The organism is Kitasatospora sp. NEAU-CNBT7, assembly GCF_057220535.1.
Map to the genome: position 1 here is coordinate 234902 of NZ_JBXQQB010000007.1, position 24285 is coordinate 259186.

A 24285-nucleotide genomic window follows, 5' to 3' on the forward strand; every position below is an offset into this window, starting at 1 on the left:
TTTGCGAGCCATGTTGGTCCGGACCAACCCCCGTTGGCCACCGGCAGTGCACGGTCGCATCAAGCGTTGGTAACGGCTTGCCCCGACGCCTGGGGAACCCTTGACGCCCTTCATTGGTCCATGCCAATCTCCAGGCGTTGGTCTAAACCAATGGTCTACTCCACCGCACGGATTGCACCGCCGCCCGCGGCAGTTCGTATCCGCGCCATCCGGTGACATCCCCCCACAGGCACAACGACGCTCAGGGCGCAGGCCCGGCAGCCCGGTGCCATTCCTTGCTCATCCCTATGGAGGATGGTTTGAACCGCAAGATCGCAGCCGTGGCCGCCATTGCCACCGTGCTCGTCGCTTCCGCTTGCTCCTCGTCCGGTTCCAGCAGCGACGCCAAGCAGGCCACGCTCAGCAAGGACGGCAAGGGCAAGACCGTCACCGTCTGGCTGATGGACGACGCGCAGAAGGGCTGGCCGGCGGTTGTCGACGCGGCCAAGAAGCAGTTCGAGGACGAGACCGGCGCCACCCTGAAGATCGAGTGGCAGACCTGGACCAACTACACCACCAAGCTCGACACCGCGCTGCTGTCCGGCAACGCGCCCGACGCCCTGGAGCTCGGCAACACCCAGGCCGCCAAGTACATCGAGGCCGGCTCCTTCGTCGACCTGACCGGCGTCAAGGGTCAGTTCGACAACTCGGACAAGTGGCTGGACTCGCTGGCCGCCTCCGGCCAGAGCGCGGACGGCAGCAAGACCTACGCCGTGCCGTACTACGCCGGCGCCCGCGTGCTGATCTACCGCAAGGACCTGTTCGCCGCGGCCGGCGTCACCAACCCGCCGACCACCCTGGACGAGCTGAAGGCGGGCCTGGCCAAGGTCAAGGCCGCCAACGCGAACGTGCCCGGCTTCTCGGCCCTCTACATCCCCGGCCAGAACTGGTACACCGCCACCGCGTTCGGCGCCGGCACCTTCGGTGTCAAGAACGTCATCGCCAAGAAGGACGGCGACAAGTTCACCGGCACGCTGACCGACCCCAAGTTCGTCGACGGCATCAAGACCTGGAACGACCTGCAGAAGGAGTTCTCGGTCGGCGGCACCACCACCGACGAGGCCACCCAGGACGCCCTGATGGCCAAGGGCAACATCGCCGCGATCATCGGCGCCGGCTGGGAGGTCGGCTCGGTCGTCGACCCGAAGACCGGTGACCCGTCGCTGGCCGACAAGCTCGGCACCATCGCCCTCCCGGGCACCGCCGCCGGCGCCCCGACCCCGGCCTTCCTCGGCGGCTCCGACCTGGCCGTCCCGGCCAAGGCGGCCAACGCCGGCCTCGGCGCGACCTTCCTGCAGATCTACACCAACACCAAGCAGCAGACCGAGCTCGCCAAGTTCGCGATCCCGAACAACAAGACCCTGGTCGCCGCCTACAAGGCCGCCAAGCCGGAGAACAAGGCCGCCGGTGACGCGGCCGAGGGTTCGACCTGGTTCATCCCGAACTCGCCGCTGTGGTCCGGCGCCGACGAGACCGCGCTGAAGAACGCCTTCGGTGCGATCGCCGCCGGCGGCGACCCGGCCGCCGAGCTGAAGAAGGCTCAGGACACGATCGTCAAGGACCTGAACGGCTGAACCGGCTGACCGCAGCGTCCTGGGGAGCCCGCCGGGGCCCCCGGGCCTGCACACACTGAGCGCCGAGGGGGTGGGCAGTTCGCGGCAACCGCGGACTGCCCACCCGTGCGCCAGGACCCACCAGTTCCGCGGGCCCGGGAAGGACCCTGATGAGTGTGACTACCAACGAGGCCGTGACACGGTCCGACACGGCCGGGCCCGCCCCGGCGGCCAGGCCCGCGGCGCGCGGCTTCTTCGCGGCCGGCCGGCACATCCCGTACGCGCTGATCCTGCCGGCGGTCGCCGTGCTGCTGGGGATCATGGCGTACCCGCTGTTCAGACTGTTCGACCTGTCGTTCCAGAACATCAACCGGTACGCCTACATCGTCAACCCGTCGCTCGGGAAGTACATCGGGTTCGACGGCTTCGGCAAGATCCTCGGTGACGGCCAATTCTGGGAGGTCGTGCTCCGCTCGGTCTACTTCACGGCCGAGCTGGTCATCCTCTCGATGGTGCTGGGCATGCTGTTCGCCCTGCTGCTGAACCGGGTCTCGAACTGGGTCAAGGTCACCGTCATCACCGTGCTGATGTTCGTCTGGGCGATCCCCGCCCTGGTCAGCGGCACCGTCTTCCGCTGGCTGTTCGCCAGCAACGGCGGCGTCGTCGACTACATCGGCTACCTGCTCACCGGTGATGAGTCGGTCAAGCACTACGACTGGTTCGGCGACCCGACCGTCGGCCTCTACGTGGTCAGCGCCTCGGTGATCATCTGGGGCGCGCTGCCGTTCCTGGTGCTCGGCCTGAACGCCGCGCTCACCCAGGTGCCCAAGGAGCTGATGGAGGCCGCCAAGCTGGACGGCGCCGGCCCGCTGCAGGCCTTCCGGCACGTGGTCATCCCGGTGATCCGGCCGTTCCTGCTGGTCACCACGGCGCTCAGCTTCATCTGGGACTTCCAGGTGTTCGCGCAGATCTTCTCGCTGCGCAACACCTCCCCCGAGGACGGCTACTGGACCATCGGGATCTACCTGTACGAGAAGGGCATCGTCGCCTCCAAGTACAGCGACAGCTCGGTGATCTCGATCGCCATGATCGTCCTCATGCTGGCGGTGCTGGTCTTCTACATCCGCCAGATGCTCAAGATCGGAGCCAACGAGCGATGACCACCCTCGACGTACAGCCGGCCCCGCAGGCCGAGCCGGCCGCGGCCGGCGCCAAGGTCCGGGCCAAGGTCCGCGCCACCGGCGAGAGCCGGGCGATGACCTGGGTCTGGAACACCCTCGGGATCTGCTTCGCCGCCGTGATGGGCTTCCCGATCTACTGGATGATCATCACCACCTTCAAGACCAACCGGGACCTGATCTCCAAGGACCCGACCTTCTGGCCCAGTTCGTTCTCGTTCGACAGCTACTCGACGATCTTCGACGACAAGGCCTTCCTGCCGGCCCTGCAGAACACCGCCGTGATCACCCTCGGCTCGGTGCTGCTCGGCCTGGTGATCGGCTTCCTGGCCGCGGTCGGCGTGGCCCGCTTCAACTTCCGCGGCCGCAACTTCTTCATCGTCACCATGCTGGTGGTCCAGATGGTGCCGCTGCTGGCCATCCTGATCCCGCTCTACGTGGTGATGAACGAGGCCGGGCTGACCAGCACGCTCATCGGCGTGGTCCTCGCGTACCTGGTCTTCACCGTGCCGTACGTGGTCTGGACGCTGCGCTCGTTCATCGTCAACATCCCGGCCGAGCTGGACGAGGCGGCGATGGTCGACGGCTGCACCAAGTGGGGCGCCTTCTTCCGGATCATCCTGCCGCTCACCCTGCCCGGTCTGATCACCACCGGGGTCTACACCTGGATCCAGGCCTGGAACGAGTTCATCGTCGTCAACACCATGCTCAGCAGCGGCGGCAAGCAGACCTCGATGGCCTGGCTGACCTTCTACGCCACCACCCCCACCCGTGGCGCGGACTACGGCGCGCAGATGGCCGGCGCCCTGCTGGTCTCGGTGCCGGTGATCCTGCTGTTCGTGATCTTCCAGAAGAAGGTGTCGGCGGGCCTCACCGCCGGTGCGGTCAAGGGCTAGCCCTTCCTCACCCCACCGCACCTCCAGCACTTCTCATCCCCCAGGGAAGGAACCATGGCGACTCCTGGTACGGAAAGCGTCGAACTCCTGACGGACGCCGGAGCGGTCCTCCAGCCCGGTTTCGCCGGCCTGACCGCGCCCGACTGGCTGCGCCGCAGACTCGGCGAGGGCGAGCTGGGCGGGGTCGCCCTGTTCGGCCGCAACATCCGTACCCCGCAGCAGGTGGCCGGTCTGACCGGGGAGCTCTACGCGCTCAACCCGGACCTGCTGATCGCCACCGACGAGGAGGGCGGCGACGTCACCCGGCTGGAGGTGACCAGCGGCTCCTCGTACCCGGGCAACCTGGCGCTCGGCCGGGTCGACGACGTCGAGCTGACCGAGCGGGTGGCCCGCTCGATCGGCTTCGACCTCGCCAGCGTCGGGGTCAACCTGGACTACGCACCGAGCGCGGACGTCAACTCCAACCCGGACAACCCGGTCATCGGGGTGCGTTCGTTCGGCGACGACGGCGAGCTCGCCGCCCGGCACACCGCCGCGTACGTGCGGGGCCTGCAGTCGGCCGGTGTCGCGGCCTGCGCCAAGCACTTCCCGGGCCACGGCGACACGGTCGGCGACTCGCACCTCGGGCTGCCCCGGATCGACCTGGGCCAGGACAAGTTCCAGCAGCACCTGCTGCCGTTCCGGGCCGCCATCGCGGCCGGCGTGAAGAGCATCATGACCGCGCACATCCTCTTCCCCGCCTACGACGAGCGGCTGCCCGCCACGATGTCCGCGGCGATCCTGACCGACCTGCTGCGCGGCGAACTCGGCTACGACGGGCTGATCGTCACCGACGGCATCGAGATGGGTGCCATCTCCGGCACCCACGGCGTGGCCTCCGGCACCGTCCAGGCCATCGCCGCCGGGGCCGACACCATCTGCGTGGGCGGCGGCCTGCACGACGAGGACGCCTTCCTGTACCTGCGCGACGCGCTCGTCTGGGCGGTCCGCGAAGGCCGGCTGCCGGCCGAGCGGCTGCACCGGGCCGCCGAGCGCAACCGGGCCGTGGCCCGCTGGTCGGCGGCGGTCCGCCGGTCCCAGGTCGGCACCCACGGCGAGGTCGGGATCGGCCTGGCCGCGGCCCGCCGGGCGCTGCGGGTGCACGGCGAGCTGCGGCCGCTCCAGGGCGTGCCGCACGTGGTCGAGTTCTCCCCCGGCGCCAACATCGCGGTCGGCGAGGAGACCCCGTGGGGGGTGGCCGGGCCGCTCGCCGAGCTGATCCCCGGCACCACCCGGGCCCGGGTCGGCGCCCCGGCCACCCGGATGGAGGGCTCCGGCCTGCTGCACGTCCCGGTCGCGGCCGAGGGCGCGGAGGTGGACGTCGCGCCGCTGCTCGGCGCCGCCGTCGGCCGTCGGCTGGTACTGGTGGTCCGTGACGTCCACCGGCACCCGTGGATGCGCCGCGCCGCGCTCGCCCTGGTCGAGGCCCGGCCGGACGCGGTGGTGGTCGAGATCGGCACCGCGCACGGGCTCGGCGAGCTGTTCGGGTCCCGCGGGGTGACCGTGCTGGCCACCCACGGCGGGTCCCGGGTGTGCGGGATCGCCGCCGCCGAGGCGCTCGCCGGGCTCGGGGTGCCGACCGCCCAGTCGGGCTGATCCGTTACCGTTCCTGCCGTCCCCCGCGGGTGCCCCGGCGGTTGCCGGGGGTTCCCGCCGGGGACGTCCGGATTTTGGTTGCAGAAGGGAACTCACGCCGACCGGCCCCCGCGTGCGACCATGTGCTGATAGATCGATGGAGGAGCCGGTGACGGCTGCACTGCGAGGAGTGAGAGCGGCCATGAGCGGCGACAGGGACACGGCGGACCTCCCCGGAGGAACCACGGTGCCGGCCCAGTCCGGACCTGCCACCGACACGGCGGCGAGGATCCCCAAGTACTACGGCCTGAAGCGGCACCTGCTGCAGCTGACGGAGGTTCAGCCGGCGGGCACGCCGGTGCCGCCGGAGCGGGCGCTGGCGGCCCAGTTCGACACCTCCCGGACCACCGTCCGCCAGGCCCTGCAGGAGCTGGTGGTCGAGGGCCGGCTGGAGCGGATCCAGGGCAAGGGCACCTTCGTCGCCAAGCCCAAGGTCGCCCAGGCACTGCAGCTGACCTCGTACACCGAGGACATGCGCGCCCAGGGCCTGGAGCCCACCTCCCGGCTGATCGAGCTCGGCTACATCACCGCCGACGACCGGCTCGCCCCGCTGCTGGACATCAAGCCCGGCGGGCGGGTGCTGCGGATCGAGCGGCTGCGGCTGGCCAACGGCGACCCGATGGCGATCGAGGTGGCCCACCTGTCGGCCAAGCGCTTCCCGGCGCTGCGCCGCAACCTCGCCAAGCACAACTCGCTGTACACCGCGCTGCGCGAGGTCTACGGCGTGACGGTGGCCGAGGCCGAGGAGACCATCGAGACCACCCTGGCCAACCCGCGCGAGGCCGGTCTGCTCGGCTCCGACCTGGGCCTGCCGATGCTCCAGCTGTCCCGGCACTCCTTCGACACCGAGGGCAAGCCGGTGGAGTGGGTGCGCTCGATCTACCGCGGCGACCGGTACAAGTTCATCACCCGGCTCAAGCGCCCGGAGTAGGCGGCGATTTGCCCGGATTGGACCGATCCGTCCGTCCGGCACGCGAGAAGTTCTGTCATGAGCAGTGACACAGGTCACTGCGTGCCCTACATTTCGCTCCCGTACTGACTACTGGTCACCACAGGTGCTGCTCGGCGGGCGGACAGTGATGTGCGCTGCGGCGCCGACGAGGTGAGCCCTCTTCAGCCGGAGCCGTCACATGTCGTCAGAAGTCCCCGCTCAGCCGCCGGTCACACCGGCCCGGGTGCTCGCCGGGCTGTGCCTGGCCGTCCCCGTCGTCGCGATGCTCTGGGTCGCCTCCTACACCAAGGAGGGGCCCGAGCTCGGCGGCGTCCCCTTCTTCTACTGGTACCAGCTGATGTGGGTGCCGCTGTCGGCGGTGTTCACCGTCGGGGCGTACCTGCTGATCAACCGGGACGAGAAGGCCCGCCGGGCCGCCGCCGCGGGCGGTGGTGAGCGGTGAAGGACGTCAACGGCGTCGCACTCGCCGTCTTCCTGCTGTTCTTCGTCGCGGTCACCGTGATGGGCTTCCTCGCCTCGCGCTGGCGCCGGGCGGACGACGCGCTGCACCTGGACGAGTGGGGCCTGGGCGGCCGCAGCTTCGGCACCTGGATCACCTGGTTCCTGCTCGGCGGCGACCTGTACACCGCGTACACCTTCGTCGCGGTGCCGGCGGTGATCTACGGCGCGGGCGCGGCGGGCTTCTTCGCGGTGCCGTACACGATCATCGCGTACCCGCTGGTGTTCCTGTTCCTGCCGCGGCTGTGGTCGGTCTCCCGGGTGCACGGGTACGTCACCCCGGCCGACTTCGTGCGCGGGCGGTACGGCTCCAAGGGGCTGTCGCTGGCCGTGGCGCTGACCGGGATCCTGGCCACCATGCCGTACATCGCGCTGCAACTGGTCGGCATCCAGGCCGTGCTGGACGTGCTCGGGGTGGGCGGCAGCGGGAACTGGTTCATGAAGGACCTTCCGCTGTTCCTGGCCTTCGGCGTCCTGGCGGCGTACACCTACTCGTCCGGGCTGCGGGCGCCGGCGCTGATCGCCTTCGTCAAGGACACCCTGATCTACGTCGTGATCATCGTGGCGGTGATCTACATCCCGATGCGGCTCGGCGGGTACGGGCACATCTTCGACGCGGCCGCGCAGAAGTTCTCCGCCAAGAAGCCGGACGGCACCCCGGTGGGCTCGCTGATCACCGGCCCGAAGGCGCAGTGGGGCTACGCGACGCTGGCACTGGGCTCGGCGATGGCGCTGTTCATGTACCCGCACTCGGTCACCGGCGTGCTGGCCTCCAGGTCGCGCAACACGGTCCGCCGGAACATGGCCCTGATGCCCGCCTACTCGCTGATGCTGGGCCTGCTGGCGCTGCTCGGCTTCATGGCGGTGGCGGCCGGGGTCGGCAAGGGCGTGAAGGGCTTCAACGCCCAGCTGTCCGTGCCGCAGCTGTTCGAGGACATGTTCCCGGACTGGTTCACCGGGGTGGCCTTCGCCGCGATCGGGATCGGCGCCCTGGTGCCGGCCGCGATCATGTCGATCGCCGCGGCCAACCTGTTCACCAGGAACGTCTACAAGGAGTTCATCCGACCGGACGCCACCGCCGCGGACGAGACCAGGGTCGCGAAGATCGCCTCGCTGCTGGTGAAGGTCGGCGCACTGGCCTTCGTGCTGACCATGGACAAGCAGTTCGCGATCAACCTGCAGCTGCTGGGCGGCCTGTGGATCCTGCAGACCTTCGTCTCGATCGTCGGCGGCCTGTTCACCCGCTGGTTCCACCGCTGGGCGCTGCTGGCCGGCTGGGCGGCGGGCATGGTCTACGGCACCTGGAAGGCGTACGGGGTGTCCTCGCCCGCCACCAAGCACTTCGGCGGCAGTTCGGCCGAGATCCCCGGGATCGGCGAGATCGGCTACATCGGGCTGACGGCGTTCGTACTGAACCTGGTGGTGGCCGTGGTGCTGACGCTGGTGCTGAGGGCGGCCAAGGCCCCCGAGGGACTGGACGCCACCTCGCCGGGCGACTACACCGCCGACGCCGGGGAACCCTCCATCGAGAAGGCCCCGCAGCCTGCGGTGGCGCACTGAGGCGGCGCACCGAAACAGCCGGCGCACTGAGGCATTGGGGGCGCACTGAAATCCGGCACGCGCCCTGCAATGCCGTACGCGCCCTGTGATCGCGCCGTCGCCTCGGTCGACACTGGTCGGCACTTGAGGTGACGGCGCGATCATATCGGGTGATCATCCATGTGGCGGGCCGTTCGTCCCGGGCAGAGACACGGAAACGGGGAGACGCTGCCATGACAGAGCTGGGCACCATCCTGAACGGACACCGGGGCCGGCACGAGGGCGTCAGACTGCCCTCGCTGCTGATCGCCACCCGGCACGGCGAGTCGACCGCCAATGTGGAGTTCCGGCACGCCGACGCGACCGGCGCGCTGACCGTACCGATCACCAGCCGGGACGCCGACATCCCGCTCTCCATCCGGGGCCAGGCCCAGGCCCGGGCGCTCGGCCGCTGGTGGGCCGAGCTGCCGCCGGACGACCGGCCGCGCAGCGTCTGGTGCTCGCCGTACCTGCGCACCACCGAGACCACCCGGATCGCGCTCGCCCAGGCCGGCGGCCTCGGCGCGGTGCCGGTCACCACCGAGGTGCGGCAGGACGAACGGCTGCGCGACCGCGAGCTGGGCGTGCTGGAGATGCTCACCAAGGCCGCCATCGACAAGGAGCACCCCGCCGAGGCCGCCCGCCGCCGCCGGATGGGCGAGCTGCACTACCGGCCCCCGGGCGGCGAGTCCTGGCTGGACGTGGCCCTGCGGATGCGCAGCCTGCTGGCCGACCTGACCCGGGAGGAGGACGGCCGGCCGGTACTGGTGGTCGCCCACGACTGCACCGTGCTGATGCTGCGCTACATCCTCGACCGCCTCACCGAGCAGCAGCTGCTCGCCCTGGAGCCGGTCCGCAACTGCTCGGCCAGCCGCTGGCGGGCCGAGCACGGCCGGCTGGTCCCGGCCGGCTGGAACGACACCGGCCACCTGGACCGGGCACCCGACCGGCCCGCCGACTGAACCGCGTGCCGGTCCGGCGGTCCCGGCCGGGTGCGCGGGCGGCCGCGCGCCGGTCCGACGCGCCGGTCCGACGGGGGCCCGGAGAAGGCCGCGAGGGGTCAGCGGAGGCTCTCGGCCCGCTGCTGCGCCGGCGTCCCGCCGAACGCCCGCCGGTAGGCCTGCGGGGTGGTGCCGAGCCGGCGGCCGAAGTGGTGGCGCAGGGTGGCCGCGTTGCCGAAGCCGCAGCGCGCCGCGACCGCGTCCACCGGCTCGCCGGTGGCCTCCAGCAGGCGCTGGGCCAGCAGCACCCGCTGGCCGGTCAGCCAGCGGTGCGGGGTGGTGCCGGTCTCCTGCTGGAAGCGGCGGGCGAAGGTGCGCGGCGACATGTGGGCGCGGGCGGCCAGCTGCTCCACGGTGAGCTCGCGGTCCAGGTGGTGGCGCAGCCACTCCAGCAGGCCGCCCAGCGACTCGCCGTCCTCGGCCGGCAGCGGGCGGGCGACGAACTGCGCCTGGCCGCCCTCGCGGTGCGGGGCGACCACCATCCGGCGGGCGATCCCGCGGGCCACCTCGGGCCCCTGGAGCTTGCGGACCAGGTGCAGGCAGGCGTCGATGCCGGAGGCGGTGCCGGCCGCGGTGATCACCGGGTCCTCGTCGACGTACAACACGTCGGGCTCGACCGTGGTGAGCGGGAAGCGTGCGGCGAGCAGGTCGGAGTGGCGCCAGTGGGTGGTGCAGCGGCGGCCGTCGAGCAGGCCGGCCGCGCCGAGCAGGAACGTGCCGTTGCAGATCGACAGCACCCGGGCGCCGCGCGCCACGGCGGCCCGCAGGGCCTCGATCAGCGGGGCCGGGTAGTCGTCCCGGATGCCGGTGGCGGCGGCGATCACCAGGTCCGCGCCGGCGATCCGCTCCACGCCGTGCGGGACGTCGACGCTGAAGCCGGCGTGGGTGCGCAGCGGTCCCGGGCGGGCCGAGGCCAGTGCGAAGTCGTAGACCGGCAGGCCGTCGTCGCTGCGGTCGAGGCCGAAGACCTCGCAGGCGACGCCCAGTTCGAAGGGGTGGATCTCCTCCAGCACCACGGTGACGACGTTGGTCAGCATGGCCCCAGGATGCCGGTGGCAGCTTTTCGAGGCAAGTGGTCTTTTCTGCCACTCGTGGCCGGGTCCGGCCGTCGCGAGAGTGGAGCGCATGGACTCTTCGGCACTCATGGGCGTACTCGCCCCGGCCGCCGCGGTCGGGGCCTTCGGCCTGCTCGGCCTGCTGGCCGGCCGCGACCTGGAACGCACCTCCCGGCACGGCCGGGACAACTGGCACCGCCCCGGCGGCTACCCGGCCGACCCCGGCCGGCCGGACCGGCTGCACGGCGCCGCGGCCGGAGCGGGCACCCCGACCGCCGCCGCCCCGCCGCCGGCCGCCCAGCCCCCGACCACCCCGCCGCCGGCCGGCCCGGCCTTCGCCACCCGGCTCGCCACCACCCTGGCCGCCGCCGCCGATCGGGGCCCCGGCAGACTGGTGGCATGGACACCGCCCCCGACCTCGTCATCCGCCGGGCCCTCCCCGAGGACCTGGACGCCGCCGGAGCCCTCTCGGTCGAGGTCTACGTCGGCGAGGGCTACAGCCGCCCGGACGGGCCCTATCCCGAGCTCCTGCGGGACACCCGGCGCCGCGCCGAGGAGGCCGAGCTCCTCGTCGCCGTCGACCCGGCCGGCGGAGCCGTGCTCGGCAGTGTGACCTTCGCCCCGGGCGGCAACCCGTGGGCCGACATCGCGGCGCCGCACGAGGGCGAGATCCGGATGCTGGCGGTGGCCCGGGCGGCCCGCGGCCGGGGCGCCGGGAGCGCGCTGGTGCGGGCCGCGATGGCGCGCAGCCGGGAGCTGGGGCTGACCGGGATGGCGTTCTCGACCCGCCCGGCGATGACCGCGGCCCACCGCGTCTACGAACGGCTGGGGTTCCGGCGGAGCCCCGAGCGGGACTGGGAGCCGGCCCCCGGCATTGATGTGATCGTCTATTCGATCACATTCTGACGGCTCACCCCGTGGCGCAACGCAGTCGAGCGACCACGACACGCGGCACTACATCTGGTGGCGCATCCTGACCCCGCCCACAACATGTATGCTCGCTCTCGCTGTCGACGCAGGGGAACCCGGTGGGAGTCCGGGACTGCCCCGCAACGGTGAGCGGGCTTCGCAACACCCTGACCCGCGAGTCCGAGACCTGCCGACGGCGTGCCACACGGCTTCCCCGCAGATGCCTTGCAGCACCGCAGTACTTGTCCGGGCCTCGCGGGTGGGCCGGGGTGGGACCACGCACGCCTGGTGATTCGGCGTGCCGCTCCGCCCTGCCTGAAACGGTCCGGCCGATCTCGTCCGCCGCCGCCACAGGAGAGAGTGCGCCTTGACCGTCGCCGCCTCAGTCGCCCTGCCGTCCCAGGGTTCCTCCCCCAGCCTCCGGCCGGGTGGTGCCACCACCGCCGCCGACGCTGATCCCGGTGCCGCGCTGCTGCGCCTGCTCACCGACCGCAGCGTCGACCTTCCCCAGGTGGACCCCGGCCACGTCGCCGCCGCCGCGCTGCGCGGCCGCCACGCCGGCTCCGACTTCGCGGAGCTGCGTGGACTGGCCGTGGAGGCCGCCGCGTCGATGATCGCCGAGGACCCGCAGTACTCCAAGCTCGCCGCCCGGCTGCTGGCGCTGGAGATCTCGGACGAGGCCGTCGGCCAGGGCGCCGTGTCGTTCTCCGCCTCGATCGCCGTCGGCCACACCGAGGGCCTGATCGGCGACACCACCGCGGACTTCGTGGCGAAGCACGCGGACGCCTTCGACGCCCTGATCGACGAGCGCGGCGACGACCGCTTCGAGTACTTCGGCCTGCGCACCGTGCAGTCCCGCTACCTGCTGCGGCACCCGATCACCCGCAAGGTGATCGAGACCCCGCAGCACTTCCTGCTCCGGGTGGCGGCGGGCCTCGCCGTGGGCGACGGCGAGCGGGCGGTGCGCGAGGTCGCGGAGCTGTACGCGCTGATGAGCGCGCTCTCCTACCTGCCGTCCTCGCCGACCCTGTTCAACTCCGGCACCAAGCACCCGCAGATGTCCAGCTGCTACCTGCTGGACTCGCCGCTGGACAACCTGGACTCGATCTACTCGCGCTACGCGCAGATCGCCCGGCTGTCCAAGCACGCCGGCGGCATCGGCCTGTCCTACAGCCGGATCCGCTCGCGCGGCAGCCTGATCCGGGGCACCAACGGCCAGTCCAACGGCATCGTGCCGTTCCTGCGCACCCTGGACTCCTCGGTCGCCGCGGTCAACCAGGGCGGCCGGCGCAAGGGCGCCGCCTGCGTCTACCTGGAGACCTGGCACGCCGACATCGAGGAGTTCCTGGAGCTGCGCGACAACACCGGCGAGGAGGCCCGCCGGACGCACAACCTGAACCTGGCGCACTGGATCCCGGACGAGTTCATGCGCCGGGTGAACGCCGACGCCGACTGGTCGCTGTTCTCCCCGGCCGACGTGCCCGAGCTGGTCGACCTGTGGGGCGCCGACTTCGACGAGGCGTACCTGAAGGCCGAGCAGGCCGGCAAGGCCGTGCGCACCATCCCCGCGCAGACCCTGTACGCCCGGATGATGCGCACCCTGGCGCAGACCGGCAACGGCTGGATGACCTTCAAGGACGCCTCCAACCGCGCCGCCAACCAGACCGCGCTGCCCGGCCGCACGGTGCACTCCTCCAACCTGTGCACCGAGATCCTGGAGGTCACCGACGACTCCGAGACCGCGGTCTGCAACCTGGGCTCGGTCAACCTCGGTGCCCACGTCGCCGACGGCGCCACGGCCGGGGACCTGCTCGGCGCGATGGACTGGGACCGGCTGGACGCCACCGTGCGCACCGCCGTGACCTTCCTGGACCGGGTCATCGACATCAACTTCTACCCGACCCCCGAGGCCGGGAACTCCAACTCTCGCTGGCGCCCGGTGGGCCTGGGCGTGATGGGCCTGCAGGACGTCTTCTTCAAGCTGCGGATCGACTTCGACTCGGCCGAGGCCAAGCAGCTGTCGACGCTGATCGCCGAGCGCATCATGCTGACCGCCTACGAGCGCTCCAGCGAACTGGCCGAGGAGTTCGGGCAGCACAGCGCGTACGGCGAGACCCGCGCCGCCCGCGGCCAGCTGCACATCGACCACTTCGACGCGGCCCCGCAGTGGACCGCCCGCTGGGACGCGCTGCGCGCCAAGATCGCCGTCACCGGCCTGCGCAACTCGCTGCTGCTGGCCATCGCGCCGACCGCCACCATCGCCTCGATCGCCGGCGTGTACGAGTGCATCGAGCCGCAGGTCTCCAACCTGTTCAAGCGCGAGACGCTGTCCGGCGAGTTCCTCCAGGTCAACCCGTACCTGGTGCGTGAGCTCAAGGAGCTCGGCGTCTGGGACCAGCAGACCCGCGACTCGCTGCGCGAGTCCAACGGCTCGGTCCAGGAGCTGGGCTGGCTGCCCGCCGAGGTGCGCTCGCTGTACCGGACCGCCTGGGAGCTGCCGCAGCGCGCGCTGATCGACCTGGCCGCCGCCCGGCAGCCGTACATCGACCAGAGCCAGTCGCTGAACCTCTTCATGGCGGCGCCGACCATCGGCAAGCTCTCCTCGATGTACGCCTACGCGTGGAAGGTCGGTCTGAAGACCACCTACTACCTGCGTTCGCGCCCGGCCACCCGGATCGCCCAGGCCGCGTCCGGCGCCGCCCGCACCGCCGCCCCGGTGCCGGTGCCCACCCCGACCCTGACCCCGGAGGAGGAGGCGGCCCTCGCCTGCTCCCTGGAGAACCCCGAGTCCTGCGAGGCCTGCCAGTGAGTTCCGCCGATCGCGACAAGATGCTGCTCGACCCCGGCTTCGAGCTGACGCTGCGTCCGATGCGCTACCCGTCGTTCTACGACCGGTACCGGGACGCGATCAAGAACACCTGGACCGTGGAGGAGGTGGACCTGCACTCCGACGTCGCCGACCTCGCCAAGCTGAGCGAGGGCGAGCGGCACATGATCGGCCGGCTGGTCGCCTTCTTCGCCACCGGTGACTCGATCGTCGCCAACAACGTGGTGCTGAGCCTCTACAAGCACATCAACTCGCCCGAGGCCCGGCTCTACCTGTCCCGGCAGCTGTTCGAGGAGGCCGTGCACGTCCAGTTCTACCTGACGCTGCTCGACACCTACCTGCCCGATCCCGAGGACCGGGCGGCGGCCTTCGCCGCGGTGGAGAACATCCCCTCCATCCACCAGAAGGCGCAGTTCTGCTTCAAGTACATGAACGCCGTCGACCACCTGGACTCGCTGCAGTCCAAGGACGACCGCCGCGCGTTCCTGCTGAACCTGATCTGCTTCGCGGCCTGCGTCGAGGGCCTGTTCTTCTACGGCGCCTTCGCGTACGTGTACTGGTTCCGCAGCCGCGGTCTGCTGCACGGCCTGGCCACCGGCACCAACTGGGTGTTCCGGGACGAGTCCATGCACATGGACTTCGCCTTCTCGGTGGTGGACACCGTGCGCGAGGAGGAGCCCGACCTCTTCGACGACGAGATGGCCAAGCAGGTCACCGAGATGCTGGAGGAGGCCGTCGAGGCCGAGCTCCAGTTCGCCCGTGACCTGTGCGGCGAGGGCCTGCCCGGGATGAACACCGAGTCGATGCGGGAGTACCTGCAGGCCGTCGCCGACCAGCGGCTCGCCCGGCTCGGCATGCCGGTGCGCTACGGCTCCAGCAACCCGTTCGGGTTCATGGAGCTGCAGAACGTGCAGGAGCTGACCAACTTCTTCGAGCGCCGGGTCTCGGCGTACCAGGTCGCGGTCGAGGGCTCGGTCGCCTTCGACGACGACTTCTAGGCCGCCCCGGGAACCCGGTTCCCGGCCGCCCGCCACCGCCGCCCCGTCGTGCATGACGACGGGGCGGCGGTGCTGTTGCGGCCCGGTCACCGGCGGCCTTCGGATTCGAACAATGCGCTAGCCTCTTCGGGTGTCTCACACCTCACCCGTACCGACCCTTGAGGCGCACCCTCAGCCGGGTCCCCCGCCCGGCCCCGCCGTCGCCGCGGCGACGCCCGCGAAACCTCGTCTCGGCTGGCTCGACGCCTTGCGCGGGCTGGCGGCGCTGACCATCGTGGTCCAGCACTTCAGCCAGTTCCTGCTGCCCGGACTGTTCGCCCGCACCAGCCACTGGCTCGATCTGGGCTCCTACGGCGTCTTCCTGTTCTTCCTGGTGAGCGGCTACATCGTGCCCGCCTCGCTGGAGCGGCGGGGCAGCGTCCGCGGCTTCTGGGTCAGCCGGCTGTTCCGGATCTACCCGCTGTGCCTGGCCGTGGTCGCCGCCGGCGTCCTCGTCTGGAAGCTGGACGCGTACCGCACCCTCTCCCCGGTCAACGGGTTCTCCACGGCGCATCCGGCCATCGCCGCGCTGGGCAACCTGACGATGCTGCACGACTTCCTGGGCATGGGCGGCACGCTGTTCGTGATGTGGACGCTCTCCTACGAGATGGCGTTCTACCTCCTGGTCGCCGCGCTGTTCGTGCTCGGGGTGCACCGCCGCAGCGCCGAGATCTCGGTCGTCTTCGCGGTCGCCGCGGTCGCCCTGGTCGGGGTCTTCCCGCTGATCCGCCTCGGCCACGACCTGGACGGGGTCCGGCGGTCGACGGCGCTGGTGGCCGCCGTGATGGCGGCGGGGCTGCTGCTGGTGATGAGCCGGCGCCGGCCGCTCGCGGTCCTCGGCGCGCTGCTGCTCGGCGGTCTCTCCCTGACCCTGCTGGTGACCAGCGGCCGGACCGGCTGGTTCAGCATGGCCATCCTGGCCACCATGTTCGCCGGCACCGCGTTCTACCGGGCCGAGCAGGGCCAGATCCGCCGGGTCACCTGCGCGGTGGCCGGCGCCGTCGCCTTCGGTGCGATCGTCTGGGTCGGCACCTGGTACGGCGAGGGCGACGTGGTGGCCGTCGAGGTGCAGAAGCAGTGGCCGATCACCATGTTCGCCACCTGGGCGACCTTCGGCGTCGGGTACGCCCTGCGCAACCGCCGCATCCCGCGGTTCCTCGCCTGGCTCGGCTCGATCAGCTACTCGATCTACCTCGTGCACGCCGTACTGCTGTGCGTCCTGCTCCGGCTGGTCGGCCCGAACGCCACCACCGACCTCTCCACCGCGGCCCGGCTCGGGCTGGGTGCCGGGTTCTGCGTCGTCGTGGTCCTGGTGAGCCACCTGACCTTCCGTCTGGTCGAGCAGCCGTTCCAGCGGCTCGGCCACCGGGTGACCCGGCGGGTCGAGCGGATCGGCGGGCGCGCCGGCTGACCGGGGCGGCAACGCGAAGGGCCGGGGCGCGACGTGCGCGCCCCGGCCCTTCGGCGTTGCCGGTCCGTCAGGCGTTCGGCACGGTGGCGTAGCGGGCGGTGCCCTCCGCCATCTGCTTCAGGGCGTCCTTGCGGTCGCGCTTGGAGAGCCGGTCGATGTACAGGTACCCGTACAGGTGGTCGGTCTCGTGCTGCAGGCAGCGGGCGAAGAAGCCGGTGCCCTCGACCCGGATCGGGTTGCCGTCCTTGTCCTGGCCGGTGACCGCCGCGTAGTCCGGGCGGGCCAGGTCCATGTAGGCGGTGGGCACCGACAGGCAGCCCTCGGGCGAGTCGTCGAGGACCCGGCGGCCGGCCGGCAGGTCCTCCAGCACCGGGTTGATCACGTGGCCGATGTGGCGCACGCCCTCGTCGTCCGGGCAGTCGTAGACGAAGACCTTGAGGTCCACGCCGATCTGGTTGGCCGCCAGGCCGACGCCCTGGGCCGCCTCCATCGAGACGAACATGTCGTCGATCAGCGCGGAGAGTTCGGCGTCGAACGAGGTGACGTCCTGGCACTCGCGGTGCAGGACGGGGTTGCCGACCACGGTGATCGGCCGGGCGGTGCCCTTGGAGAGGTCGGGCACCTCCCCGATCACCTGCGGGGCCGCGGGCTCGTCGTGGCCGTGCTGATGGCCGTGCTCGTGGTCGTGCTCGTGGTCGTGCTGGTCCGCCATGGTCGCTTCCGCTTTCGTGGATCTACCGGATGTACCGCTCAAGGGTACGGCCCCCCGATCCCGGCCGGTCCTTACTCCGCGAAGCCCGCACCGGGTCTCAGCAGACCTCCTCCAGGTCCCGGTAGGCCCGGGTGGCGGGCGAGGCGGCCACCCAGCGCTCCAGCAGGATCCGCACCAGCGCGGTGGGCGCGGCGATCCCGCACTCCCGCTCCGCCAGCCAGGCGGTGCCGGTGCTGCCCTGGCTGAGGTGGCTGAGGTGGCCGGGGTGGAAGGCGTCACCGTCGTCGTGCGGGTCGTGGTGCACGGTCCGGCCGTCGTCGATCGCCATCCGGCTCTCCGAGCAGGCCCGGCACAGCAGCCGCACCGAGGAGGTCCAGTCCTCGGCCGCGTAGCCCGCGTCGGACACCAGGCGCTCCAGGGCGTCCCGGTCACCCGCGGTGGCGGCCTGTAGCAGCACCACGTGGGTCGGCACCGGGGACGGCGCCCACAGCTCGATCTCGTCGAAGACCGGGTACGCCACCGAATCCGCGACCCGCTCGCCGTTCGGTGCGCCGTCGTGCAGCACCACCTCGCCCCAGCGGCGGCCGGAGGACGGCAGCGGGATGGACAGCACCTCGATCCGGGCCGGGTCCAGCCGGCGGCCCCACACCACCTCGGACTCGCCGTCCGGGGACAGCCGCACCGGGGTGGTGCCCAGGTCCAGCTCGATCGTCGCGGCGGCGGCCGCGGCGGGGGCGCCGGGCAGCTTCAGGCCGTACGCCTGCCAGGCGCGGCGGGCCAGCGGCCAGTCCTGCAGGGCGGTGGCGGTGATGCCGAGGTTCCACCAGTCCGGGGCACCCTGGCCGCGGTCCAGCAGGGCGACGGCGCGCAGGCCCGCGGTGCGCGACTGCTCCCAGTCACGGCGGAACTTGTGCAGCAGGGCCAGGTTGAACCAGGAGTCGGAGAGCCACGGTTCGAGGTCCGCGGCCATCACCAGCAGGGCCCCGGCGTCCTCGTACCGGCCGTCGCCGATCAGCGTGAAGGCCCGGTCGGTCGTCTGCCGCCAGGTGGCAGACGGCCGGTGCCGTGCGCGGTGGAAGATCCTCACGTTCGTCCCTTGCCGTCCGTCGTCACCGGGTCGCCCCGCCTCGGGTGTTCCCGCCACGACCGCATCCAACCACGGCACCCGTGACACGCGCTCCCCGCGCGGTCGTTCAGTTGGCCGCACGGCCGTCACCCACCGTCGCCGCCGGTCCCCCGCCACCCACTCTGACCAGCGCGTCCAGCACCACCGGGTCGTAGGCGCGGCCGCGTTCCAGCCGGAGCCGTTCCAGCGCCTCCAGCCGTCCCGCCACCTCGGTCAGGCCGGCGCTGCGCGCGGCGGTCAGCAGGTCGTCGTGCGCGTTGGCGACCCGGATGATCCGGGCGGCCACCGGCAGTGAACGGTCCGGGCGGCCGTCGGGCAGCCGCCCCGGGTCGGCCAGCATGGCGACCTGCTGCCAGACCTGCCGGGGCACCCCGGTGCGCCGGATCACCTCGCTGCCCAGCCGGGCGATCCGCTGCTGCTCCTCGGCGGGCAGCAGGGCGGTCGCGCCGTCCGGGACCGGCTCGACCAGGGAGAGCTGGCCGATGTCGTGCATCAGCGCGGCGTACTCCAGCATGGCGAGGTCACGGGTGCCGAGGCCCAGTTCCCGGCCGAGCGCGCAGGCGGTGTCGGCGACCCGCCGGGCGTGGCCGGGCGTGGTGTAGCCGGCCACCTCGGTGGCCCGGGCCAGCGCGGCGATGGTCTGCCCGGTGGTGGTGCGGACGGCCGCCGCCCGGCGGAAGGCGGCCCGCGCCAGCAGCAGCGGGGAGCAGAACAGCGGCAGCGCCCACAGTCCGACCTCGCCCGCCAGCAGGCTCAGCAGCATCCCGGTGGCGACGATCGCCGAACCGATCCCGGCCAGTGACCGCAGTTCGTCCTCCAGCGCGGCGGCGAACCGCACCCCGGTGCGGGAGCGCTGCAACACGGCCGCCAGCGCGGCGTCGCAGAGCGCGGCCAGCGCGGCCACCGCGATCAGGAACGCCCCGTACCGGGGGCCGGTCAGCGGGAGCCGGTCGATCGCGCCGCTGGTGTACAGCGGCTGGAACAGCACCGCGGCGAAGGCCGCCGTGAGCAGCCGGCGCACGGCGGCGTCGGCCCGCGCCCGGACCGCCCCGGGCGGGCGCCCGGCCGGCCGCCGCAGCAGCGCCCCGGCCAGCGTGCCGAGCCCGGCCACGGTCACCACCTGGAGGGTGCCGTGCGAGGTCGGCAGCCCGCGCAGCGGTCCGAGCAGGGCGTACGCCAGGGCGGCGGCGGTGCCGACCGGGGCCTGCTCCCGGTCGCCGGGCAGGACCACCCGGACGCACTCGCCGGCCGCGATCAGGGCGACGAAGGCCAGCGCGACGGCCGGCTCGGCCAGACCGTGCACGACGGTGTGCGCCAGCGCCGCCACGAACAGCCCCGCCGCCGCCCCGTACAGCGCCGCGGGCGCCGCCCCGCTCACGAGGGACCGCCCCGGGTGGGGACCGCGGGGCCCCGGCCGCGGGACCGGCGGGCCGGCTCGGGCACCCCGAGCGGGATGTCCGGCACCTCGCCGTCCCAGCCGCCGGGCGGCGGCGGCTCGACCTGCCAGCCGTGCCGGTCCAGGGCGCTGACCAGCGCGCCGACCATCACCGGGTCGAACTGGCTGCCGGCGCAGCGGCCGAGCTCCGCCACCGCCTCGTCGACCGGGCGGCCGCGCCGGTAGGAGCGGGTGGAGGTCATCGAGTCGAAGGCGTCGGCGACCGAGATGATCCGGGCGAACTCGGGGATCCGGCTGCCGGCCAGCCCGTCCGGGTAGCCGCGGCCGTCGAGGCGCTCGTGGTGGTGCAGGATGCCGTCCCGGGCCTCGCCGAGGAAGGCGAGGTCGCGGACCAGGTCGTGGCCGGCCACCGGGTGCACCTCGACCGCGTGCCGTTCGGCCTCGCTGAGCGGACCGTTTCGGCGCAGCAGTTCGGTGGCGACGGCGAGCTTGCCGACGTCGTGCAGGGTGCCGGCGAAGTGCAGGGTGCGGATCCGGTCCTCGGCCATGCCGAGCTGGCGGGCGATCAGCACCGAGGCCCGGCCGACCCGCTCGCTGTGCCCGCGGGTGTAGGCGTCCTTGATCTCCACCGCCTGCACCAGGGCCTGGACGGTGGCCCGGTGGGCGGCCTGCTCCCGGTGGGTCTGCGCGGACACCCAGGCGGAGATGGACAGCGGCAGCAGGGCCAGCAGCACGGCGAGCGCGCCGTACGGGCCCTGCCAGAGCACCGCGACCATCAGTCCGGCCGCGCCGTGCAGCAGCGCGGGCACCAGGCACGCCCACAGTGCCCGGGGGCCGCCGATCGGTTCGCCGCTCCCGGACAGCCGCCGCACGATGCCCACCAGGACACCGTTGACCACACAGAACACCAGGACGGCGGCGAGTGCGCCGAGCGCCGCGGCGGGGAAGCGGGAGCCGAGCAGCAGGCGCGGGCCGCCGAGCAGGTGGAAGGCAACCGCGCCGGCGAAGGCGGCCAGTGCCAGCTGGGCGGCGTTCCACAGCCGGCGCACCGGGCCGGGCCGGGCGGCGTTGCCGAACAGCGCGGCCGGGACCGCGACCAGGGCGGCGGCGGCCGGGGGCAGCATCAGCACACCGGCGAACAGGACGGGGAAGAAGCTGCTGCCGCCGCGCCGGCCCGGCCGGTCCGGGTGCGGGGCGCGGCCCGCGAGCCGGCGCCAGATCCGGGAGCACGGGGTGGGCGCGCCGTCCGCGAGCGACTCGAGGCACAGGTGCAGCAGCGCCAGGGGCGCGAGCCGCCGCAGGTCCACCGGTCCGCCGAGCCAGTCGGCGGGCGCGGGCGCCACCAGGGGCAGCAGGCACAGCAGGCCGGCCAGCAGCACCCCGGCGACACAGACGGCCACCGGGCCCGGCAGGGGCGCCCCGTCGCGATTCCTGGCGATACCGGCCTCCCCACCGCGTGCTCCGGCCCTGCGTCGTGAGGGCCAGTCAGGAGGATAGGGCGCGACCCGCGGGCTGCGGCGCACGATGGCGGATTGCCGCTGCCGCCACCGCGTCAGCTCACCCGAACGAGTGAAACGGCGTGCCGGTGGGCCGGCTCCACCGCCGCGCCGCAACGGGACCTTAAGAGAGTCCCAAGCCTGCGCCGGGCTCTTGACCCCCACAGGTGGTCCAGTCCATTTTATGGAGCAGCCCGGTCTCCGGTCAGGTCGGTCCCGGGCCGCAATCCCCCTGCCGCGCACCTCGGTTCAGCGCCATCCGGCCGCGCCCCGCCGCGGCCGGGCGATCCCCCACACCCCCGCTCGGAGAGGTTCCGCCATGGAACGCACCATGCTCCGCTCCCCCGCCGCACCGCCCGGACGGCACCGCCGCCGCCGGGGCGCGGTCGCCGCCGCCGCCACCGCCGCGCTCGGCCTGCTGGCCGGCGGCGTGGCCGCGCTGTCCGGCACCGCGGCGTCCGCCGCCCCGGCCGCCGCCGAAGCCCTGGGCAGCAACTGGTACGCCTCGGCGCCGTACCTGATGCCGGAGGACAACAGCCCGCCGGACCCGGCCGCGGTGATGGACGCGACCGGCCAGAAGGCCTTCCAGCTGGCCTTCATCCTGGACGCGGGCGGCTGCCGGCCCGCCTGGGGCGGCACCTCCTCGATCGACACCGACACCGTGATGCCCGCGGTCATCCAGAAGATCCGGGCCAAGGGCGGCGACGTCTCGGTCTCGGTCGGCGGCTACGGCGGCAACAAGCTCGGCCAGGGCTGCGGCACCCCGGAGGCGACCGCGGCCGGGTACCAGAAGGTGATCACCAAGTACCAGCTCAAGGCGATCGACTTCGACCTCGAGGAGCCCGAGTACGAGAACACCGCGGCGATCCACAACGAGATCGGCGCCGCGAAGATCCTCCAGCGCGACAACCCGGGCCTGTACGTCTCGATCACCACGGCCGGCACCAACGCGGGCACCGGCTGGTTCGGGACCCAGATGCTGCTGGAGGCCAAGGGCCAGGGCTTCACCCCGGACAACTACTCGATCATGCCGTTCGACGGCGGGTTCAACGGCGCGGCCGCGCAGACCGACGCACTGGTGAAGTTCAACCAGATCCTGCAGACCACCTTCGGCTGGAGCGAGGCCACCGCCTACGCCCACGAGGGCGTCTCGCTGATGAACGGCCGCACCGACGCCGCCGAGTACTTCCGGCAGGCCGACTTCCAGACCGTGCTGGACTTCGCCACCGCGCACAAGCTGGCCCGCTACACCTACTGGTCCGTCAACCGGGACCGCCAGTGCGCGGGTCCGGTCGATCCGGGCCTGTCCGGCTCCTGCTCCAGCGTGGCGCAGAACGACTGGGACTTCACCAAGTTCACCGTGAAGTTCGCCGGGGCGACGCCGCCCACCACCCCGCCGACCAGCCCGCCGCCGACCAGCCCGAGCCCCAGCTCCAGCCCCACCTCGGGCTCCTGCACGCTGCCGGCCTGGAGCGCCACCACCACCTACACCAACGGCAACCAGGTCTCCTACCAGGGCCGCAAGTACCACGCGAAGTGGTGGACCCTGAACGAGGTCCCGACGGCCAGCGGCCAGTGGGGCGTCTGGGCCGACGACGGTCCCTGCTGACGACGGCGCGGGCCGGCTCCGGGACCTCCCGGGGCCGGCCCGCGCGCGTGCGGGTGCGGGGGCGCTACTCGGCGGTGGCCGCCGCCGGGGCGCCGTGCCCGGCCGGCGGACCGTCGGCGGCGGAGGCCGCCGCGGCCTGCGCGGAGCGCTGGCCGGCCCGGATCGAGTCGATCCGCGCCAGCACCTTGGTGCGCAGGTCCGCAGGCGTGTCGTCGCAGCCGCAGGACCGCTTGATCAGCGCCTTGATGGCCTGTTCGAGACCGTACTTCTCCAGGCAGGGGGAGCACTCCTCGAAGTGCACCCGCAGCTTGGCGCAGTCGCCCTCGGCCATCTCGTTGTCGAGGAATTCGTAGAGGTGGTCGAGCACCTCGCCACACTCGGTGTCGTGCGGATCGCCGCAGCTCATGAGCCCGCGCCCTTCGCTTCCTGCCCTGCTCCACTGCCCGCCGGGACCAGCCCGCGGTCACGGGCGTAATCCTCCAGCATGCCGCGCAACTGACGGCGGCCCCGGTGCAGTCGGGACATCACCGTACCGATGGGTGTACCCATGATGTCCGCGATCTCCTTGTACGCAAAGCCCTCTACGTCCGCGAGATACACCGCGATGCGGAATTCCTCCGGGATCGCCTGCAGGGCGTCCTTCACGTCGCTGTCCGGCAGGTGGTCGAGCGCCTGCGCCTCGGCCGAGCGCAGCCCGGTCGACATGTGCGACTCGGCGCGCGCCAGCTGCCAGTCCTCGATCTCCTCGGCCGCGGTGCGCTGGGGCTCGCGCTGCTTCTTGCGGTACGAGTTGATGAAGGTGTTGGTGAGGATGCGGTACAGCCACGCCTTGAGGTTGGTGCCCTCACGGAACTGGTGGAAGGACGCGTACGCCTTGGCGAACGCCTCCTGCAGCAGGTCCTCCGCGTCGGCCGGGTTGCGCGTCATCCGGAGCGCCGCCGAGTACATCGGGTCGAGGTACATCAGCGCGTCACGCTCGAAGCGCTCGCGCCGGGCCTCCTCGCTCTCGTCCGCGGACACCCGGAAGGTGTCCTCGCCGATCGCCTCGGCCAGCTCCTCGCCGGTCAGCGCCTCGCCCGCGGGCAGCCCCTCGTCCGGGGTGCCCACGTCCGGCACGGACTCGTCATCGGTCGCGACGACCGGACCCACCTCCTCGACAGCACCGGCCCGGCCCACCACGGGCCGACCCGAGATGGAGGATATCGGGCTCACGGGCTTCTCGCCCGCGACCAGCCACTCCGACCAGTCGGGTACGAGGGCGTTGGCCGCCGCTCGCTCCTCCGGCCGCTCGGGGCACGCGATCGAACCCATGTGCTGCGCCGCCTTTCACCCGGGACT

The 24285-nt window shown here is 72.2% G+C and carries 20 protein-coding genes and 1 riboswitch; of the genes, 13 read left to right on the forward strand and 7 right to left on the reverse strand.

The features are described 5' to 3' along the window. The first annotated feature begins 299 nt into the window (after window positions 1-299). The 8 genes from AC2TEW_RS12685 to AC2TEW_RS12720 all read left to right on the forward strand — a co-directional run bounded on the left by AC2TEW_RS12685 (window position 300) and on the right by AC2TEW_RS12720 (window position 9330). Entirely contained in the window at window positions 300-1613 is a 1314-nt protein-coding gene (locus tag AC2TEW_RS12685) for an extracellular solute-binding protein (protein WP_033818919.1), read from the forward strand. A 173-nt stretch (window positions 1614-1786) separates the two neighbouring features. After that, the gene (locus AC2TEW_RS12690; RefSeq protein ID WP_484623456.1) at window positions 1787-2752 is read left to right on the forward strand and encodes a carbohydrate ABC transporter permease; all 966 of its coding nucleotides are present in this window, start codon (window positions 1787-1789) and stop codon (window positions 2750-2752) included. Then, the gene (locus tag AC2TEW_RS12695; RefSeq protein WP_484623457.1) at window positions 2749-3666 is read left to right on the forward strand and encodes a carbohydrate ABC transporter permease; all 918 of its coding nucleotides are present in this window, start codon (window positions 2749-2751) and stop codon (window positions 3664-3666) included. Before AC2TEW_RS12690 ends, AC2TEW_RS12695 begins: the two co-directional genes overlap by 4 nt. 54 nt (window positions 3667-3720) lie before the next feature. Next, entirely contained in the window at window positions 3721-5301 is a 1581-nt protein-coding gene (locus AC2TEW_RS12700; protein ID WP_484623458.1) for a glycoside hydrolase family 3 protein, read from the forward strand. Between the two features lie 181 nt (window positions 5302-5482). Next, a complete protein-coding gene (locus tag AC2TEW_RS12705) occupies window positions 5483-6271 on the forward strand; it encodes a GntR family transcriptional regulator (RefSeq protein WP_484623459.1) in 789 nt (262 codons plus the stop codon). A 199-nt stretch (window positions 6272-6470) separates the two neighbouring features. Continuing rightward, window positions 6471-6734, forward strand: coding sequence for a DUF3311 domain-containing protein (locus tag AC2TEW_RS12710; RefSeq protein ID WP_484623461.1), 264 nt, complete (start codon window positions 6471-6473; stop codon window positions 6732-6734). Then, window positions 6731-8350: a monocarboxylate uptake permease MctP gene (gene mctP, locus AC2TEW_RS12715; protein WP_484623462.1), complete on the forward strand. Its 1620-nt coding sequence runs from the start codon at window positions 6731-6733 to the stop codon at window positions 8348-8350. Before AC2TEW_RS12710 ends, mctP begins: the two co-directional genes overlap by 4 nt. A 212-nt stretch (window positions 8351-8562) precedes the next feature. After that, on the forward strand, window positions 8563-9330 hold the full coding sequence (locus tag AC2TEW_RS12720; protein WP_484623463.1) for a histidine phosphatase family protein: 768 nt from the start codon (window positions 8563-8565) through the stop codon (window positions 9328-9330). Window positions 9331-9428: 98 nt separating this feature from the next. Here AC2TEW_RS12720 and AC2TEW_RS12725 read toward each other — a convergent pair whose 3' ends face one another. Beyond that, on the reverse strand, window positions 9429-10406 hold the full coding sequence (locus tag AC2TEW_RS12725; RefSeq protein ID WP_484623464.1) for a helix-turn-helix domain-containing protein: 978 nt from the start codon (window positions 10404-10406) through the stop codon (window positions 9429-9431). Window positions 10407-10823: 417 nt separating this feature from the next. On the opposite strand from AC2TEW_RS12725, the gene AC2TEW_RS12730 reads away from it, so the two are divergent. The 4 genes from AC2TEW_RS12730 (at window position 10824) to AC2TEW_RS12745 (ending at window position 16608) form a co-directional block, all read left to right on the forward strand. Then, window positions 10824-11330 (forward strand): GNAT family N-acetyltransferase, encoded by a 507-nt coding sequence (locus AC2TEW_RS12730; RefSeq protein WP_033818926.1) that lies wholly within the window; start codon window positions 10824-10826, stop codon window positions 11328-11330. Window positions 11331-11412: 82 nt separating this feature from the next. Then, a riboswitch (cobalamin riboswitch) is annotated at window positions 11413-11542 on the forward strand. Between the two features lie 260 nt (window positions 11543-11802). Continuing rightward, complete coding sequence (locus tag AC2TEW_RS12735) at window positions 11803-14142, forward strand: ribonucleoside-diphosphate reductase subunit alpha (protein WP_484623520.1); 2340 nt, start codon at window positions 11803-11805, stop codon at window positions 14140-14142. Between the two features lie 20 nt (window positions 14143-14162). Beyond that, window positions 14163-15158 (forward strand): ribonucleotide-diphosphate reductase subunit beta, encoded by a 996-nt coding sequence (locus tag AC2TEW_RS12740; protein WP_484623521.1) that lies wholly within the window; start codon window positions 14163-14165, stop codon window positions 15156-15158. Window positions 15159-15288: 130 nt separating this feature from the next. Then, complete coding sequence (locus AC2TEW_RS12745) at window positions 15289-16608, forward strand: acyltransferase family protein (RefSeq protein WP_484623465.1); 1320 nt, start codon at window positions 15289-15291, stop codon at window positions 16606-16608. 67 nt (window positions 16609-16675) lie between these two features. Here AC2TEW_RS12745 and def read toward each other — a convergent pair whose 3' ends face one another. From def to AC2TEW_RS12765, 4 genes are all read right to left on the reverse strand, one after another. Next, entirely contained in the window at window positions 16676-17320 is a 645-nt protein-coding gene (def, locus tag AC2TEW_RS12750) for a peptide deformylase (RefSeq protein ID WP_484623466.1), read from the reverse strand. 97 nt (window positions 17321-17417) lie between these two features. Next, complete coding sequence (locus AC2TEW_RS12755; protein WP_484623467.1) at window positions 17418-18407, reverse strand: tetratricopeptide repeat protein; 990 nt, start codon at window positions 18405-18407, stop codon at window positions 17418-17420. 106 nt (window positions 18408-18513) lie between these two features. Further along, window positions 18514-19824, reverse strand: a complete 1311-nt coding sequence (locus AC2TEW_RS12760) for an HD-GYP domain-containing protein (protein WP_484623468.1) — start codon at window positions 19822-19824, stop codon at window positions 18514-18516. Next, the gene (locus AC2TEW_RS12765; protein WP_484623469.1) at window positions 19821-21242 is read right to left on the reverse strand and encodes an HD-GYP domain-containing protein; all 1422 of its coding nucleotides are present in this window, start codon (window positions 21240-21242) and stop codon (window positions 19821-19823) included. The genes AC2TEW_RS12760 and AC2TEW_RS12765 overlap by 4 nt, the downstream gene beginning before the upstream one ends. Before the next feature lie 415 nt (window positions 21243-21657). Here AC2TEW_RS12765 and AC2TEW_RS12770 point away from each other — a divergent pair, with 415 nt between their 5' ends. Next, the gene (locus tag AC2TEW_RS12770) at window positions 21658-22947 is read left to right on the forward strand and encodes a carbohydrate-binding protein (protein ID WP_484623470.1); all 1290 of its coding nucleotides are present in this window, start codon (window positions 21658-21660) and stop codon (window positions 22945-22947) included. A gap of 64 nt (window positions 22948-23011) precedes the next feature. Here the strand turns inward: AC2TEW_RS12770 and rsrA are convergent, their stop codons facing one another. Then, the gene (gene rsrA, locus AC2TEW_RS12775; RefSeq protein WP_484623471.1) at window positions 23012-23353 is read right to left on the reverse strand and encodes a mycothiol system anti-sigma-R factor; all 342 of its coding nucleotides are present in this window, start codon (window positions 23351-23353) and stop codon (window positions 23012-23014) included. Then, window positions 23350-24000, reverse strand: coding sequence for a sigma-70 family RNA polymerase sigma factor (locus AC2TEW_RS12780; RefSeq protein ID WP_199520530.1), 651 nt, complete (start codon window positions 23998-24000; stop codon window positions 23350-23352). Before AC2TEW_RS12780 ends, rsrA begins: the two co-directional genes overlap by 4 nt. Window positions 24001-24285 lie beyond the last annotated feature (285 nt).